The organism is Demequina lutea (assembly GCF_013409005.1).
GTDB classification, from domain to species: Bacteria; Actinomycetota; Actinomycetes; order Actinomycetales; family Demequinaceae; genus Demequina; species Demequina lutea.
In genome coordinates, this window is sequence record NZ_JACBZO010000001.1 from 2,941,882 (window position 1) to 2,957,783 (window position 15,902).

Sequence of the window (15,902 nt, forward strand, 5' to 3'; positions counted from 1 at the left end):
CCGGGCTGGTGGTGGGGCCGAGCGAGGACGCGAGCGGCCGGGATCCTGGTTGCCGCAGTGCTGTGTGCACTGACGGCCGGCTGCACCGGAGCCTCCGGCTCCAGCGGCGACTACGCCTCCAAGGTCGCCAACGCTGCGCGCGCCGCCGATTCCACAGTCAACATCGCTGAGCTCGACGCCGAACTTGTCCGCGACCACAAGACACTCACCACCGACCTGCAGGTTTCACTGCAGCAGGCCTATTCCGATGCCAGCAGCACGCTGTCCGGCTTCGACGCGGTACTGCCACCCCATCGGTCCGACGTGGCCCTGCAGCAACGCCTCGATTCGGCCCTGTCTGCGGCCGTGACGCTGCTGCTGGAGATGCGGGTCCGCGCAGGCCAGGGTCGCGAGGCCGAGTTGGTGCCGCTGATCCCGCAACTACGCGCGATGAGCGTTCGGCTGAAACTGTTCGAGCCGCTGGCATGAAACGCGTCTTCGGCCTGTTCCTCGGCATCGTGACCGCCTTCGGCGGCTTCATAGACATCGGCGATCTGGTCGCCGATGCCCAGGTCGGTGCCCGCTTCGGACTCTCGCTGGCCTTCGTGACCGTAGTGGCCGTGGTCATCATCATGTGCTTCGCGGAGATGTCGGCCCGCATCGCGATAGCCACCCGCCGCGCCGCGTTCGACGTCGTGCGCGAGCGCCTCGGCCCGAAGGCCGGGCTGGCCGGTCTGGCCGCCTCGTTCACCGTGACCGCGATGCTGGTGATGGCCGAGCTATCCGGCGTCGCGCTCGCCCTGGAACTGGCGACCAGCGTCAACCATCTGCTGTTCATCCCCGTGCTTGCAGTTGTCGCCTTCCTGATCGTCTGGAAGCTGCCGTTCGAGCCGCTCGAGATTTTGTTCGGGGTGCTGGGGCTCGCGACGCTGGTGTGGCTGGTGGCCATCACCCACCTGGCACCGGACTGGGGGTCGCTTCTGCATGGCGCCACCCATCCGTCCCTGCCGCATGGCGAAGGGCTGCCGACGATGCTGTTTTTCGCGATCAGCCTGCTCGGGGCACAGGCCACCCCGTATGAGACGTTCTTCTTCTCCTCCGGCGCCGTCGAGCAGGGCTGGACGTCGAAGAAGAGCCTGCCGGACATGCGCGCGAACGTGCTCATGGGATTCCCGCTCGGCGGCCTGCTGGCGATCGCCATCCAGACAGCATCGATGCTCGTGCTGGCCCCGCGAGGGATCAGCGTGCAGCACCTTTCCGACTCTGTGTCACCGATCGCGTACTCCTTGGGCAAGCTCGGGCTCGCGGTCGCGATCCTTGCCGTCTTCGCCGTCACCTTCGGCGCCACCATGGAGACGCTGATGAGCACCGCCTTCATCACCGCGCACTTCTTCGGCTGGTCCTGGGGCGTCATCGGTCGCCAGTTCCGCTCGTCGCGGTTCTACGCGCTGATCATCGCCGTGCTCGTCGGCGCGGTCCTGTTCGCGCTGACCACCATCGATCCGATCAAGGTCACGATCTACGCCGTGGTGCTGTCCTCGGTCACCCTGCCCGTCACCTTCCTGCCGCTGCTCATCGTCGGCAACGACAGGCGCGTCATGGGCTCGACGCTGGTCAACGGCAAGCTCGCCAATACCGTCGGATCACTGTCGATGCTCGTCGTCATCCCGGCCGCGCTGCTCGCGTTACCCCTTCTGGTCGCAACGAAAGCAGGAATGGGATGAGCCGATACGACAAGACCCACGACAGGGAACACGATCGCCAGCACAAGCGCGCCGTGCAGTACGAGAGCCTGTGGGTCATGCTGGACCTGCTGGACCGTCAGATCATCGACGACGAGCTGCACCCGGTCGGCAAAGTCGACGACGTCGACTTCGTCGCCGATGGCCCCGGGGCGCCGCGACTATCGGCGTTGCTCTCCGGTGCCCAGGCGCTCGGCGAGCGCCTGGGCGGACTCCTCGGTCGGATGATGGCCGGCACCGCTCGTCGCATGCTCACCGAGCCTCGCGATGGTGCCCGCGCGGTGCCCTGGTCGGACGTCGCCGAACTCAGCTACGTGATACAACTGCGCGCTGGCATCGCCGAATTGAACCTCGAACCCGCCCTCGAAGTGTGGTTGCGCGACAACGTCATCGGCCCCCTGCCCGGCAGCGGACATGCGCGCAGCTGAACTGCTGGGCCGATCGGTCCGCGACCCCGACGGCACCTACCTCGGGCGCGTCCTCGACATCCGCATCACCCGCACCCCCGGAACCCCCCGCCCCGGCGCCTGGAACATCGACGGCATCGTCATCGGACACCGCTGGGCGCTCGCGCGGGCCGGCTACGCCTACGGCAACGTCGACGGCCCGCTGCCGCTGGCCGTCGTGATGCGCGCGCTCGGCCGCCACCTGCGCTTCGCCCGCTGGGACCAACTCGATATCCCAGCCACAACTGCAGCACTCACTCTGCGACCAGCGCTGACCGAACTGCCCCACCCCAGAAAGGTGTGACCGATGCGTCCTAACGGACTGGACGTGCTGTTCGCGCTGATCGAAACCGGCGTGATCCTCCTCCTCTTCGCCGCGATCATCCTGCGGCGCCGCGACTGACCACCCACCGACCGTATGACCGAACAAGCGGCAGCGCCGCAGCGCGGCAGCGGAAAGCAAACTGGTGGGTGACGTCCCGCTGTGAAAGACCTGGTCAGCGAGCACCTGGACATCCCCGAACCAGCTCGGTCGCACGGCATCCTCAAGTCAGCATGATGTGGATGTTCGCCTTCGAACGCGTCGGCTCCTGACCCCCGAGGGCGATCTGCGAGAGGCGGTCAGCAAGCGGCTGTCAGACCTACCAGAGCGGGGGTCAGATGTAGCATCTGCGTTATCGCTGCTCGGGGTGAGTGAAAGCCACGTTGAAGGCGATCGCGCAGGAATATCTAGGGCGGAGAGCTGTCGCCACTCTCGCGTTTCAGGGAAACGGGGCCATGATTTCCTGCAAGATCGCCGGACCGGATTGAGATCATCCAACTCTTACGCGAGGACATCATGGAGTTCCCACACGTTCAACGACCCGACCCGACAGTGCACCAACGTGTGCCGGATGGATCAGCCACTTTTGGCTTTTTGAAATCGGCTCAGGCATGGCGGCGCATGTTCGCGGAAGCCTGGGGCACGTTCCTTCTCGTCGTCGTCGCGGCCGGTGCCGATGTCGTGGGAGCCCAGAGTGGCGGAGCCATCTCTCTGGGGATGAAGGTAGTCGCGCCAGGCATGATGGTCATGGCTGTCATCTATTTCATGGGCACTGTCAGCGGCGCCCATCTGAATCCGGCGGTTACTTTGGCGTTCGCGGCGCGGCGCAATTTTCCTTGGTCTCGGGTTCCGGGCTATCTCGTGGCGCAGACCGTCGGAGGCATAGCCGCGGCCTCCTTTCTCCGAGCGATGTTCGGAACACTGGGACTACTCGGCGCCACGACGCCAGGCGCAGGGGTAGGCGATCTCAGGGCTCTCGTCATGGAAGTGCTATTGACCACCGGTTTGGTCAGCACGATTCTTGGCACCGCCTCGGGTGCCCGCAATATCGGCTCCAATGCTGCTCTTGCGGTTGGCGGCTATATCGCGTTGGCCGGCCTCTGGGCGGCGCCGATTAGCGGCGCATCGATGAACCCAGTGCGTTCGTTCGCGCCCGACCTGCTTCGCGGTGACCTGACGACCACGTGGATCTATGTCGTAGGTCCTTTGCTAGGGGGCATGATCGCGGTCGGGTTCGAATGGATCCTCAAAGGCAAACCGACCGAAGCCGGCGCGTTGGCCGCGCAGGGCGAGCTGAAGTGACAGCTCAACTCGGGTCGCGTGTGAGAACTGCCCGAGTGTCGTTCGCACGTCTCGTGTGGCGAGATTAAGGATCTGCTCCCGCCACGCCTGCGACCGCTCGCTGAGCCAGACCCGAACGGCGGGACGGTCGCGGCTGTCGACGACGCCGAGGGCGTTCCGGCTAGAGCTGGCTGCGGAATGACTCCAGTTCCTGATGGCGTTTGTCTGTTGTCTCGGGGTAGGCCATCTTCAGGTCGGACAGCGTGTCGAGGACGATCTGGGAGATGATGAGTCGGGCGTTGTGCTTGTCGTCGGCGGGCACGACGTACCACGGGGCGTGTTCGGAGCTGGTGGCGCTCAGGCAGTCGCCGTAGACGGTCATGTAGGTGTCCCAGTAGGACCGTTCGTGGATGTCGGCGAGGCTGGACTTCCAGTTCTTGTCCGGTGCGTCGATGCGGGCCCGGAAGCGCTTGGCCTGCTCGTCCTTGGACATGTGCAGGAAGATCTTGACGATCTGGGTGCCGTTGCGGTGCAGGTGCCTCTCGAGGTCGTTGATGGAGCGGTAGCGCTGTTCCCAGATCGCCTGTTCGTCGATCAGCTCATCGGGCAGCCCATGTCCGTGCAGGATTTCAGGGTGGACGCGAGCGATGAGCACGTCCTCGTAGTAGGAGCGGTTGAAGATGCCGATCCGGCCGCGTTCGGGTAAGCATCGGCTGGTGCGCCAGAGGAAGTCGTGCTCGAGTTCTTGGTCGGTGGGTTGTTTGAAGCTGAACACCTGGCAGCCTTGCGGGTTGACCCCAGACATCACGTGGCGGATGGCGCCGTCCTTGCCTGCGGCATCCATGCCTTGAAAGATCAAGAGCAACGACCAGTGGTCGGAGGCATAATGCAACCGTTGCAGTGAGCTCAACTTCTTGACGTGCTTCTTCAGTTGTTTCTTGTAGTTCTTGTGAGAGCTGTACAGCGGTTCCGTGGTGGTGGGTCGATCGGTCAGGTCGACGTGGCCTCCGGATTCGACCCGAAACGATGTCGATTCTGTTGCCATGGGGGCTGTCCTTTCGTGATGCCGCAATGCCTTTGTCCTGTTGCACCGCGTGATGGGTGGGTCGATCAGTGCCCGGCGCCTGGCCGCGGACGGGCGGGTGGAAGTTCTGGCGTCGACCAGGGCCTGGAACGAGGTCAGCTCTTGGCTCGCGCGCCGGCGGGGGCTGGACACCACCACCGGGCTCTGACCGTCCAGAACATGGTCGAGCAACTGCGGCAGTGAGGTGGCTTGTCGTCGACCGTTCGCCGTCAAGGGCACGTCAGTGGCGCCGGTATAGCGCCCGACCAGGGTCCAGTCTGTTTCACCGTGGCGGACGACGATCAGCCTCATGTTTGCCTCGCGACTGTCCGCACGGCGCGCCTGCGCGGGGAGGCGTGCTGGAGCGCACGGCCCCTCGCAGGGCGCCTCTGGTCGGCACGGCACACGATGGTGGTGATCTTCACGAAGCGTCAGCGTTGGACCCCACCAACGGCTGATCGTGCTGAGCGCACCAGTCGCATCGGCGGCGGTGACCAGTGCCGGGGCGGTCGTTGTGGTGGTTCTTGATCTCGAGACCGTAGGGGCATTCGGTGTTGTCATGAAACACGGGGTCACGTGGATCGGTGCCGCTGTAGAAGGCGGTGGAGTCATGCGCGGTCGACTGCTTACGGCTGCGCTTGCTGGCGGGGTCGAGGATGCGGTAGGCGAGAAGTTTGATGCGGTCGCTGAGCAGCGCCCAGATGATGGCGTAGACCCACACGAATCCGGCCCAACCCCACCCGAGGGGAGTCATGAACAGGCCGTACACGGCGATGAGGGTCGCGACCGCCTGGGTGCCCAGAACGGCCATCCACAGGATGCGCGCCGGCTTGATCGACCAGAACGGCCCGCGAGTTCGTGTCAGGAAGATCGTCAGGTGCCCGGCGACGGAAAGCATCAGATACATCAGCGTCTGCAGCTGCGGGTGGCCGAGGTTGAAGACCCTCTCGCCGAGGTAGAAAAGGCCGAAAGCGGCGATGGGCCCGACGACACCAAGCACGGTCGCGATGCCGAGCACCAGGCGCATGTTCCAGGCCTCGGGCTCGTTCCTGTAGTGGACCTTGTCGTAGGCGATCGACAGGATCGCACCGTCATTGAGCAACGCGAGCATCACGATCATGATGGCGGTGACGGGGTAGAAGTTGAAGAGCAGGATCGCGACGGTCATGAACAGCAGAACGCGTAGCGTCTCGGCGATGCGGTACATCGCGTAGGAGTTCATCCGTTGGAAGATCCTGCGGCTCTCTTTGATCGCATCGATGATCACCGATAACCCTGGGGTGAGCAGGACGATCGCTGCCGCCGCGCGCGCGGCATCGGTGGCGCCCGAGACCGCTATGCCGCAGTCCGCCTTCTTCAGGGCCGGCGCGTCGTTGACACCGTCACCCGTCATTCCGACGATGTGTCCGCGCTGCTGCAGCACGTCGACGATGTGGTACTTGTGCTCGGGAAAGACCTGAGCGAACCCGTCGGCTGTTTCGATGGCCTCGCCCGTCTTCGCCGTCTCCTTCTTCTTCGAGTCACCAAGGCCCGCAGCGTCGAGGATGTTCGTGCCCAACCCGACTTTGAGTGCGGTCTCCTTTGCGATCGCGATGGCGTCGCCGGTGACCATTTTGACGGTCACGCCCATTGCTAGCGCGGTCGCGATGGTCGTCTTCGCGTCCGTGCGGGGTGGGTCGAACAGCGGCAGCACGCCCAGGAATCTCCACCCGCCGTTTTTCCCCTCGGCCCGGGCGACGCCCAGAGATCGGAAGCCGCGGGCGGCGAAGTCGTTGACCGCCTTGTCGACGGCGGTGTTCACCTTCTTCCCGTTGCTGACGAGTTCCAACATGACCTGTGGGGCGCCCTTGCTGACCTTGAATGTCGTTCCGTCCGCGTCCGTGACGGTTGCCTCGGTGCGTTTGTGCACCGGGTCGAACGGCTCGAAGTGCGTCACGGTGTAGCCCCGCAGATCCTTCGGGTCACTCAGTCCGTCCAGCACCGCGAGGTCGATCGGGTCATCGTTCTCGGCGCGCGACGCGAGCGCGCCTGCGAGGATGACGTCTTCTGCGGCGACGCCCTCAAGACTGAACACGTCGCCAAGCGTCAGGGCGTTTTGGGTCAACGTGCCCGTCTTGTCGGCGCACAACACGTCGACGCCCGCGAGCTCCTCGATCGCGACCAACTTGCTGACGATGGCCTGCTTCTTGGCGAGCAACCGCGCACCGACCGCCATCGTGACCGACAGCACCGTTGGCATCGCCACGGGAATCGCCGCGACCGTCAGCACGAGAGCGAACTGCAACGTCGTCAGGAGCGGGTCACCGCGCAGGATGGAGACGGCCACGATGACGGCGACCAATGCGACCGCGAGGATGATGAGGTAGTTGCCGATCTTCAGGACGGCCTTCTGGAAGTGGCTGACGGTATGCGCGTCCTGAACCAGCTCGGCGGTCTTGCCAAAGTACGTGTCGGTGCCCGTCGCATACACCAGGGCGCCGATCTCGCCCCGGCGGATAATCGAACCCGAGAACACCGCATCCCCCGACTGCATGGTGGCCGGAAGCGACTCCCCGGTCAGTGCGGACTGGTCGACCTCGATCTCGTCGCCGTCCAGCAGCCGGGCATCGGCCGGGACGATGTCACCCAACCGCAACCGGATCACATCCCCCGGCACCAGTTCGCGCGACGCTGGAGTGACCCATTGACCGTCGCGCTTGACGCGGGCCTTGGTGGCGAGCTTGTCTTTCAGCGCGTCGATGGCATTACCGGCTTGGCGTTCTTCGGTGTAACCGACCACTCCGTTCGCGACCAGCAGCAGCAGGATGATGAAGAAGTCCGCCCAGTGCCCGACCGCGCCGGACAGGATGACCGCGACTTCGATCATCCACGGGATCGGACCCCAGAAATAGCTCAGGAACTTCAGCAGCGGATTGGTCTTGTGCTCGACGATCTCGTTGGGTCCGTACTGCGCCAGACGCTGGGTCGCCTCGGCCTGCGTCAGCCCCTCCGGAGAAGACTCGAGCTGCTTTTGAACCTCAGCCATCGGCAGCGACTTCAGGTCGTTCTTCGGGTCGGATGGCGACGTCTGGGAGCCGCCCGGCGTGGGCTCGGTGGGAGTGGACTTGGGCGTCTTGGTGTTGTCAGTGCTCATGAAGTGGTCCGCCTACTCGAAGTTGGTGCTGGCCCGAACCGGGCCTTCCCGACGCCGTGCTCATCGCGCGTCCGGTTGAGGTGCGCCCCAGGTCCAGTTGCGGATCTCGGGCAGGTCTTGGCCGTGCTTGTTGATGTAGAGGTGGTGTTGCACGAGCTCGTCGGCCATGGACTGCCTCAAGTAGTCGGCTGTGGTGCCGAGCTGTGGGAGCCGGTCGATGACGTCCTGCACGAGGTGAAAGCGGTCCAGCCGGTTCTGAACCCGCATGTCGAAGGCCGTCGTGATGGTGCCTTCCTCGATGTAGCCGCGCACGTGAATGTTGCGGTTGGTGCGCCTGTAGGTGAGGCGGTGAATGAGGGTCGGGTAGCCGTGGAATGCGAAGATGATGGGCTTGTCGGTGGTGAACAACGCGTCGAAGTCGCTCTCCGATAGTCCGTGCGGATGCTCGCTTGCCGATTGCAGCTTCATGAGGTCGACGACGTTGACGACACGCACTTTCACGTGCGGCAGATGCTCCCGCAGGATCGATACCGCCCCCAACACCTCGAGCGTGGGGGTATCGCCGCAACACGCCATGACGATGTCCGGCTCTTCGCCACTGTCGTTGCTCGCCCAGTCCCAGATCCCGGCGCCTTCGGTGCAGTGCACCTCCGCGTCGGCCATCGTGAGCCACTGCGGCATCGGGTGCTTGCCTGCCACGATCACGTTCACATAGTTGCGGCTGCGCAGGCAGTGATCCGTGACCGACAGCAGACAGTTGGCGTCCGGGGGGAGGTAGACGCGAACGATGTCGGCCTTCTTGTTCACGACATGGTCAAGGAAGCCGGGGTCCTGGTGGGTGAAGCCGTTATGGTCCTGCTGCCACACGTGAGAGGCGAGGAGGTAGTTCAGTGAGGCGATGTCGCGTCGCCAAGGCAGTTCCTTGGTGACTTTCAGCCATTTGGCGTGCTGGTTAAACATTGAGTCGACGATGTGCACGAACGCCTCGTAGCAGTTGAATAGCCCGTGGCGCCCGGTGAGTAGGTAGCCCTCGAGCCAGCCTTCGCACTGGTGCTCGCTGAGCATCGAGTCGAGCACCCTGCCCCGTGGAGCGAGGAACTCGTCGCCTGGGACGGTGGCGACGTCCCATTGCCTGTCTGTGACCTCAAAGACCGCGCCGAGAAGGTTGGAAAGCGTCTCGTCGGGCCCGAAGAGGCGGAAGTTGTGTTGGTCATCGTTAAGCGTGACCACGTCGCGCAGGAACTCGCCAAGCACGCGCGTGTCTTGGGCGTTCACCGAGCCCGGTGAGGGCACGGCGACCGCGTGGTCCCGGAAGTCGGGCATGCGCAGGTCACGTAGGAGCAGCCCCCCGTTGGTGTGCGGATTGGCTCCCATGCGCCGCTGTCCTCGCGGTGCGAGAGCTGCCAACTCGGGCAGCAGACGACCGGTCTCGTCGAAGAGTTCTTCGGGTCGGTAGGAACGCATCCAACTGTCGAGTTGTTCGACGTGACCGGGGTGCTGTTCGTCCACGAGCAGGGGAACCTGGTGGGCGCGGAATGTGCCCTCAATTTGCAGGCCGTCGACGACCTTGGGACCGGTCCATCCCTTGGGTGAGCGCAACACGATCATGGGCCACTTTGGTCTGGTCTCATTGCCAGTGCCACGGGCCATCGCCTGGATGGCCTGAATGGCCTCGACCGCCTCGTCGACGACGGTGGCCATGAGTTCGTGCATCGTGTCGGGGTCGTCGCCCTGAACGTAGTGGGGGTCCCACCCGCATCCACGCAGGAACTGGTCAAGCTCCTCCGGCTCGATCCGGGCCAGGACGGTGGGATTGCTGATCTTGTAGCCGTTGAGGTGCAATATCGGCAGCACCGCACCGTCGGAGATGGGGCTCAGGAACTTCGTGGAGTGCCACGCGGTGGCCAATGGGCCCGTCTCTGCCTCGCCGTCGCCGATGACACAAGCGACGATGAGGTTGGGGTTGTTGAACGCGGCGCCGAAGGCGTGGCTGAGCGAATAGCCGAGCTCGCCGCCCTCGTGAATCGAGCCGGGCGTCGTGGGCGCGACGTGACTGGAGATCCCGCCGGGGAACGAGAACTGGGTGAAGAGTTTCTTGAGGCCCACCTCATCCTGGCTCACGGCCGCGTAGATCTCGGAGTACGTGCCCTCGAGGTAGGTGTTGGCGACCAAGGCGGGCCCGCCGTGTCCCGGCCCTGCGATGTAGAACATGTCGAGGTTGTACTTGACGATCGCGCGGTTGAGGTGGACGTAGATGAAGTTCTGGCCAGGGGTCGTTCCCCAGTGCCCGACTACGAGCGGCTTCACGTCGGTCAGCGCCAACGGTCGCTTGAGCAGCGGGTTGTCATAGAGATAGATCTGCCCGACAGACAGGTAGTTCGCTGCCCGCCAGTACGCATCGATTGAGCGCAGCAGCTCGGGAGTGAGGGTCGAGCGATGAGCCTCGAGTTGCGCGCCGGGTGCGGGGGGAGCGGTCCCTGTGGTGCTGATGGTGTCGGACATGGTGCCGCTCCTTACCGAAGGGGAATCGCGATGATGTTGTGGCGGTGAAATCGCTGTAGAAGTAGACAGCCAGCGCACACCGACGTGAACGAGTGGCTCGCCTCCCATGCGGAGTGAGCAGGAGTCAACGTGTCACTGGTGAGGGGTTGAAGAGCCGACGGCGCAAGTGCGACGGGGTCGGGTTCGCGAGGCTGCGGAAAACTCTGGGCGGCGAGCAGATTGCTCACGGACTCGCGGCATGTTCGCGGCGAGGGCGGTCCCAGACCGGCTAGGGTCCTGGCACATCCGAGTCAACGCCGCCGCGATGCGATTGTCAAACCCGCAAATCCCAAACACGTTGTCCGCCGCCTCGGCCCATAGCGGACCGGCCAGCCTAGGAATGATCACCGGTCAGTTCGGGAAATAAATCCGGGACCACACGGGTGTAATGTCGAAATGGCTGGGCACCTCAGCCAGTCCGGAAAGAATCGGCCGTCCGCTGCCGAATCCTCGAGCCCTTGTGGCTCCCCGCCGAACACCTCTCGTCGCCTAAAACGACACAGACGAAGCCAGCCCCGCGAACAGGTTCAGTCCGTCGCCACCAACGAATGTTCAACTGCGGCTCACGCCGCGTGGAGCTCTGTCACGATGCTCGTGTACGCCGTCATCATTGTTATCGCCTTGCTGCTCTTTTTTGCATCGGCTCGAATCGTCCTGCAGTACGAGGACGGCGTGGTGTTCCGTCTGGGGCGGGTCATCGGCGAACGCGAGCCGGGATTCCACATGATCATCCCCTTCATTGACATCATGCGAAAGGTGTCTCTGCGGATTGTCACGATGCCGATCCAATCGCAGGGGATTATCACCCGCGACAACGTGAGCGTCGATGTCTCTGCCGTGGCCTACTTCAAGGTGGTCGACGCGGTCAAGTCGGTGGTCGCTATCGAGAACGTAGCCGCCGCCATCAACCAAATCGCGCAGACCACGCTGCGTAAGGTCGTCGGACAGCACAGCCTGGACGACACGTTGTCGGAGACGGACAAGATCAACCTCGACATCCGCGCGATCCTCGATGTCACGACGGTCGATTGGGGGGTCGAGGTGACCCTCGTCGAGCTCAAGGACATTCAGCTACCCGACAGCATGAAGCGTGCGATGGCCCGCCAGGCGGAGGCCGAGCGCGAGAAGCGCGCCAAGATCATCAACGCCGAGGGGGAAGCCCTCGCGGCGGCCGCCCTGGGCGAGGCATCAGACACCATGATGGCCCACCCGCTCGCGCTGCAGTTGAGGAATCTTCAGAGCCTCGTCGAGATTGGCGTGGACAAGAATACGACCGTCGTCTTCCCCGCACCGCTCATGAGCACCATCGCCGAACTGGGTGCATTCCTCGCACGCGAGACCGCCGCTTCGCAGCGAATCGCCGAGACCAAACCGGCCTCCAGTTCTGCAAACAAGCCCACGACAACCGGGCCTTCCACATGACCGAGACCAGACCCGTCGTGCCCGGCGATGCCCCTGGTGAGCGGGACCGTGCAGACACCGAGTTGACGGGCGGGTCGGCTGGCCGCGACGGCAGCCTGTTAGTGCGCCAGAGTGTAGACGTGGCCGAAATTGAAGCGCACGACCTGAGCGCGAGCCTCGCGGACTTGGCGGGACTCGTCACAGGAACCATGGGACTTGGCGAGTTGCTGTCGCGAGTGGCGACCTATGCCAGCCACGCGATCCCTGGCGCGGACGGCGCGGGGGTCACCCTCCTGCGGGCGCACGGTGATGGTCACGACGTCGAAGCCCTCGCCTCATCGGCGCCCTTCGTGGCGGAGATCGACGAGCTCCAGTACCGGGTCGTGAACGAAGGTCCGTGCATCAGTGCCGCGCTCGAAGGACAGACCGTCCGTTCAGGGTCGCTGGGCGGTGAAAAGCGGTGGCCGCACTTCGGACCCCGGGTCGGTCGGCTGGGTGTGCACAGCGTCTTGTCCCTCCCGTTGCTGCTTCCCGATCGCGTGGTCGGGGCGATCAACGTTTATGGCCACGCCAAGGACGCGTTCGACGACCATGCCGCGCACGTGGGTGAACTCTTTGCCGCGCCCGCCGCGGTCGCGGTGCACAATGCACAGGTCCTCGCGCAGGCAATGGCACTGACGACTCAGTTGCAGGCAGCATTGTCGAGTCGACCCGTTATCGACCAGGCCATTGGGATTCTCCGCAGCCGGTCGGGGTGTAGCGCCGACGAGGCATTCGCCAAACTGCGCATATTGAGTCAACACGAGAACACCCGGCTCACCACCGTCGCTCAGCGGATGGTCGACGAAGCGGTCCGTCGCGCACGGGCCCATGCGACCAAACTCTGATCGCGTCAGCCAAGCGCATTGACGACCGTGACCTTCTTGGACTTCGAGAAAGGACATGCGAGCAGCCAGCAATGAGCGCATACGGGTTGTGGGACCCTGACCCCAACCCGGCGCCACCACCGCCACCGCGATCCGCGGTGCACGGTACCGGGATCCAAGGATGGGCGTCCGGGGACGTCGCACAGGAGTTGGCTTCTCGTGCACATCGCCAGCGCACTCCAGAAGGACATGCGCGCGCTCACGAGCGCGCTTGATCGCCCAAACGCTGACCTCAGTCAGTCGCTTTCCCGGCTTACAACAAGTGCGCGCTCGGCGGTCGAGTCCTTCCTCGGGTTGTCATTGCTCGTGCCTTCCGCACCCGGCACGGGGTTTCGGGTTTTTGCTGCTGGTGCAGACCCTGACCTCGCTCGGGCATCCCTGTTCCTTGGTCTCTATGAGGCCGACCCAGGCGCCCATGAATTCGCCACGATCGGCGTCGTCCTTTACGCCCGTACGCCGGGGGCTTTTGTCGACATCGCCGCCGACGCGCTCTGGCTGGGCATGGCCGGCGAGGTGCAACTTGATGCTCACCTGCCCGTGCCGACCGATCCGACTCCTGCCACATATCTTCAAGACGAGTCCACGATCAACCAGGCGCTAGGGGTCCTCGTGGAGGGAGGCGCCACGCTCGACGGCGCGCGGGCGGGGCTCGGGCAGCGCGCTCGCAGTAGCCATCAGACCACAGCCAGCGCTGCGCGACGTGTCCTGGACGAACTCAAGGGCACGTGACGCGATGATGAACACCGTGACAGCGAGCCCGCTGCGGGCGGCGGCGTCGCGTCGGTGATCACCGGTTCGCGTGGCGCAACGGCCGCGAACGTCAGTTAGCAGCCGTAACCGAAGGAGCCGCCGTCGTCGATGGATCTCACAAGGGAGTCGCCGTAGTCGATCTCGATGCAGAAGGAGTCGTTGCCTCGTGTGTACAGGCGCGCATCCGTCACGGTGGAGTCAGCCGCAACGATCGAGTTTCCCACGTAGTACATGTGGTTGGCCAAGGTGAGGGTGGGAGTCTGCCCGTCGTCGATCTCACGAGCGGCCGCCATCTGGAGCGCCTTGAGGTTTGACTTCATCACGGCATCCTGCGCCGGGTCCTGCCGGGGAGCGAAGGCAATGATCGCAACGAAGCCCAGCACCGCCAGGGTGACAAAGCCCGTGAACACCCACGAGATGATCGTCCCGGCAAGCGCAATCCCGCTGTTGCTTGCCTCGCCCCTCTTGACCGCCTTGAGGGCGAGATGACCACACACGACGCCTATGGCGGAGAATCCGACGAACGGCGCAATGAGTGACAGCCACCCCAGAAAGTTCCGCGAATCGGACGTGCTGACTTGCTGAATTGGAAGCGGAACCACTGTGCCGCCGAGCGGCGAGACCTGCATCGGCGGCTGGTTGTACACAGGAGGCGGAACGTTCACAAACCGCTCGAGGAACGGAGCCAGTTCGACAGACCAGCCCCTCTGGCCGTACAGAGACGGCGAGGGCGGCGGCGGCAAAATAGGCTGCGCGTTGCCGGATTGGGCATACGTGGGACGGTTCCCGAGGCTTGGCTGCGCCGATGCGGGAGGCAGCGTCTCCCAGGGCGGCGGCGGCGACGCGCGTTGGGCGCGGCCGAACCCGGCCGATGCCGGAAAGGGGGAGTCTGCTGGCGGCTCTGGCTGCGTTTGGCTCATGCGAAAATCCCCCCTCATCGTGGCTCGGCGGTCTGGGCCACCACTCGAGAGTAGGCCCCCACGCGCGCCATGCCCGCGTGAACATTGCGTGTCGCTGCGGCCAAATCGCCAGACGCCACCGTAATGTCTTTGGTGAAGGAGCGGTCCCGTCCGCTTGCCTCACACAGCAAAGGCCCCCCGGAGTAAGCGTCCGGGGGGCCTTGCTTGTGTGAGAACGTTGCTTCCTTCGCCACCATTGCTTTGACACAACGGTCGCTTCGGTTACAACGCCGTTCGGCGCAAGCGCCTCGCGAGGAGCCGCAGGGGGACCGACCAGTTCCAACCGATGGCACCGCCGCGCAAGAGTTCCCGTGCGAACACGAGCGCCCTAGCGGTCTCAAGCCTCAGCGGCGACCGATCCCAAGATCGTGCACGGCCTTCCGTCAGACTCTCGTGTCCGCGTTCCCTGCCTCACGCACGACGCCCTCGTGGGTTCGGCGAATATGCACACTGAGCAGGTGTTCGAACCCTGCGACGTCACCCTCTGCAACAAGACCAACGAGCTCACGGTGCTCCGAAATGATTGCCCCGATACGGTCGGATACCGCCAGGCTCCTCGCGACCATGAGCGACTGTCTGTCCCGGATCCGGTCATAGAGGTCGACCAAGAGCGCATTCCTTGCGCCCTCGACGAAGCCCCTGTGTAGACGGACATCGAGGTCAACGAAGGCCGACGTGTCCCCCCGGTTCGCAGCCTCCTCCTGCTCAGCGAGAATGCCGGCGAACTCTACGGCAAACGCAGACCTCCCCTGCGGGCCGAGTCCCCGCACACCGGACACTTCCAGCACCAGCCTGGCGCCCGAGATGTCGGCCGCCTCCTGCGCCCCCATGTCACGGACAAGAGCGCCGCGACGCGGGTACACCGTTATCCATCCCTCGTCCTGGAGACGGAGTAGCGCAGCGCGCACCGGCGTCCTACTCGCCCCGACGCGGTGCGCCAGATCGCTCTCGCTGAGCATGGAGTTGACAGGCAACTCTCCCGACATGATCCCGGCCCGTAGGTACCGATAGGCATGTTGCGCCGCGCTCTCCTGCGAGTTCTCCCGCACACTCGACACCGATCCGTTTCCAACCACCACCAACCGTCCCTTCATTCGTGTCACTCGTGGACGCCGGACGCATATCAAGCGGCCCGAAGGCCGCAGTTGTCGCGCGTCAAGTCCTTGTATCCCACTTGTATCCTAGCGCAATTGAGTCACCTGGGGCCATTTGTCCGAGCGATTTCATGGTGCCCCTACCCGACGCCTCAAGGGCGTCGGCGTCGATAGCGTCCCGGCCAGCAAGCGGGCCGGGATGATCCATCTGACTCGTCACCACTAAGAACATACCGGTGCCATGTCTTCTAGACCGGTTCCCGCG

13 protein-coding genes are annotated in these 15,902 nt (G+C 64.3%); 8 read left to right on the forward strand and 5 right to left on the reverse strand.

Annotated elements, in window-relative coordinates; translation table 11 throughout:
* Positions 1 to 57: 57 nt before the first annotated feature.
* From BKA03_RS14210 to BKA03_RS14230, 5 genes are all read left to right on the forward strand, one after another.
* Positions 58 to 468, forward strand: coding sequence for a hypothetical protein (locus BKA03_RS14210; RefSeq protein WP_062075200.1), 411 nt, complete (start codon positions 58 to 60; stop codon positions 466 to 468).
* Positions 465 to 1,703, forward strand: a complete 1,239-nt coding sequence (locus BKA03_RS14215) for an Nramp family divalent metal transporter (RefSeq protein WP_062075201.1) — start codon at positions 465 to 467, stop codon at positions 1,701 to 1,703. The genes BKA03_RS14210 and BKA03_RS14215 overlap by 4 nt, the downstream gene beginning before the upstream one ends.
* Entirely contained in the window at positions 1,700 to 2,149 is a 450-nt protein-coding gene (locus tag BKA03_RS14220) for a hypothetical protein (RefSeq protein WP_062075202.1), read from the forward strand. Before BKA03_RS14215 ends, BKA03_RS14220 begins: the two co-directional genes overlap by 4 nt.
* Complete coding sequence (locus tag BKA03_RS14225; RefSeq protein WP_062075203.1) at positions 2,136 to 2,471, forward strand: PRC-barrel domain-containing protein; 336 nt, start codon at positions 2,136 to 2,138, stop codon at positions 2,469 to 2,471. Before BKA03_RS14220 ends, BKA03_RS14225 begins: the two co-directional genes overlap by 14 nt.
* A 534-nt stretch (positions 2,472 to 3,005) precedes the next feature.
* Positions 3,006 to 3,791, forward strand: a complete 786-nt coding sequence (locus BKA03_RS14230) for an MIP/aquaporin family protein (RefSeq protein WP_083971618.1) — start codon at positions 3,006 to 3,008, stop codon at positions 3,789 to 3,791.
* Between the two features lie 160 nt (positions 3,792 to 3,951).
* On the opposite strand, the gene BKA03_RS14235 is transcribed toward BKA03_RS14230, so the two are convergent.
* The 3 genes from BKA03_RS14235 to BKA03_RS14245 all read right to left on the reverse strand — a co-directional run bounded on the left by BKA03_RS14235 (position 3,952) and on the right by BKA03_RS14245 (position 10,468).
* Positions 3,952 to 5,145, reverse strand: coding sequence for an ADP-polyphosphate phosphotransferase (locus BKA03_RS14235; RefSeq protein ID WP_179398114.1), 1,194 nt, complete (start codon positions 5,143 to 5,145; stop codon positions 3,952 to 3,954).
* A 109-nt stretch (positions 5,146 to 5,254) separates the two neighbouring features.
* Positions 5,255 to 7,966 (reverse strand): plasma-membrane proton-efflux P-type ATPase, encoded by a 2,712-nt coding sequence (locus BKA03_RS14240; RefSeq protein WP_083971624.1) that lies wholly within the window; start codon positions 7,964 to 7,966, stop codon positions 5,255 to 5,257.
* 60 nt (positions 7,967 to 8,026) lie between these two features.
* Positions 8,027 to 10,468 (reverse strand): phosphoketolase family protein, encoded by a 2,442-nt coding sequence (locus BKA03_RS14245; protein ID WP_083971627.1) that lies wholly within the window; start codon positions 10,466 to 10,468, stop codon positions 8,027 to 8,029.
* Positions 10,469 to 11,095: 627 nt separating this feature from the next.
* Here BKA03_RS14245 and BKA03_RS14250 point away from each other — a divergent pair.
* From BKA03_RS14250 to BKA03_RS14260, 3 genes are all read left to right on the forward strand, one after another.
* Positions 11,096 to 11,929: a slipin family protein gene (locus tag BKA03_RS14250; protein WP_062075206.1), complete on the forward strand. Its 834-nt coding sequence runs from the start codon at positions 11,096 to 11,098 to the stop codon at positions 11,927 to 11,929.
* Positions 11,926 to 12,795: a GAF and ANTAR domain-containing protein gene (locus BKA03_RS14255; RefSeq protein ID WP_083971629.1), complete on the forward strand. Its 870-nt coding sequence runs from the start codon at positions 11,926 to 11,928 to the stop codon at positions 12,793 to 12,795. Before BKA03_RS14250 ends, BKA03_RS14255 begins: the two co-directional genes overlap by 4 nt.
* Positions 12,796 to 12,993: 198 nt before the next feature.
* Positions 12,994 to 13,563 carry a hypothetical protein gene (locus BKA03_RS14260; protein ID WP_062075207.1) on the forward strand — a complete coding sequence of 190 codons (570 nt, stop codon included), beginning with the start codon at positions 12,994 to 12,996 and terminating at the stop codon, positions 13,561 to 13,563.
* A 95-nt stretch (positions 13,564 to 13,658) separates the two neighbouring features.
* On the opposite strand, the gene BKA03_RS14265 is transcribed toward BKA03_RS14260, so the two are convergent.
* Positions 13,659 to 14,504: a DUF4190 domain-containing protein gene (locus BKA03_RS14265; RefSeq protein ID WP_179398115.1), complete on the reverse strand. Its 846-nt coding sequence runs from the start codon at positions 14,502 to 14,504 to the stop codon at positions 13,659 to 13,661.
* A gap of 422 nt (positions 14,505 to 14,926) precedes the next feature.
* Positions 14,927 to 15,637, reverse strand: a complete 711-nt coding sequence (locus BKA03_RS14270; protein WP_083971631.1) for a GntR family transcriptional regulator — start codon at positions 15,635 to 15,637, stop codon at positions 14,927 to 14,929.
* Positions 15,638 to 15,902: the final 265 nt, after the last annotated feature.

Excerpts from the sequence above, each read along its gene's own strand:
- BKA03_RS14215 (WP_062075201.1), top strand. The coding sequence starts at position 465 with ATGAAACGCGTCTTCGGCCTGTTCCTCGGCATCGTGACCGCCTTCGGC.
- BKA03_RS14220 (WP_062075202.1), top strand. The coding sequence starts at position 1,700 with ATGAGCCGATACGACAAGACCCACGACAGGGAACACGATCGCCAGCAC.
- BKA03_RS14225 (WP_062075203.1), top strand. The coding sequence starts at position 2,136 with ATGCGCGCAGCTGAACTGCTGGGCCGATCGGTCCGCGACCCCGACGGC.
- BKA03_RS14230 (WP_083971618.1), top strand. The coding sequence starts at position 3,006 with ATGGAGTTCCCACACGTTCAACGACCCGACCCGACAGTGCACCAACGT.
- BKA03_RS14235 (WP_179398114.1), bottom strand. The coding sequence starts at position 5,145 with ATGAGGCTGATCGTCGTCCGCCACGGTGAAACAGACTGGACCCTGGTC.
- BKA03_RS14240 (WP_083971624.1), bottom strand. The coding sequence starts at position 7,966 with ATGAGCACTGACAACACCAAGACGCCCAAGTCCACTCCCACCGAGCCC.
- BKA03_RS14245 (WP_083971627.1), bottom strand. The coding sequence starts at position 10,468 with ATGTCCGACACCATCAGCACCACAGGGACCGCTCCCCCCGCACCCGGC.
- BKA03_RS14250 (WP_062075206.1), top strand. The coding sequence starts at position 11,096 with ATGCTCGTGTACGCCGTCATCATTGTTATCGCCTTGCTGCTCTTTTTT.
- BKA03_RS14255 (WP_083971629.1), top strand. The coding sequence starts at position 11,926 with ATGACCGAGACCAGACCCGTCGTGCCCGGCGATGCCCCTGGTGAGCGG.
- BKA03_RS14265 (WP_179398115.1), bottom strand. The coding sequence starts at position 14,504 with ATGAGCCAAACGCAGCCAGAGCCGCCAGCAGACTCCCCCTTTCCGGCA.
- BKA03_RS14270 (WP_083971631.1), bottom strand. The coding sequence starts at position 15,637 with ATGAAGGGACGGTTGGTGGTGGTTGGAAACGGATCGGTGTCGAGTGTG.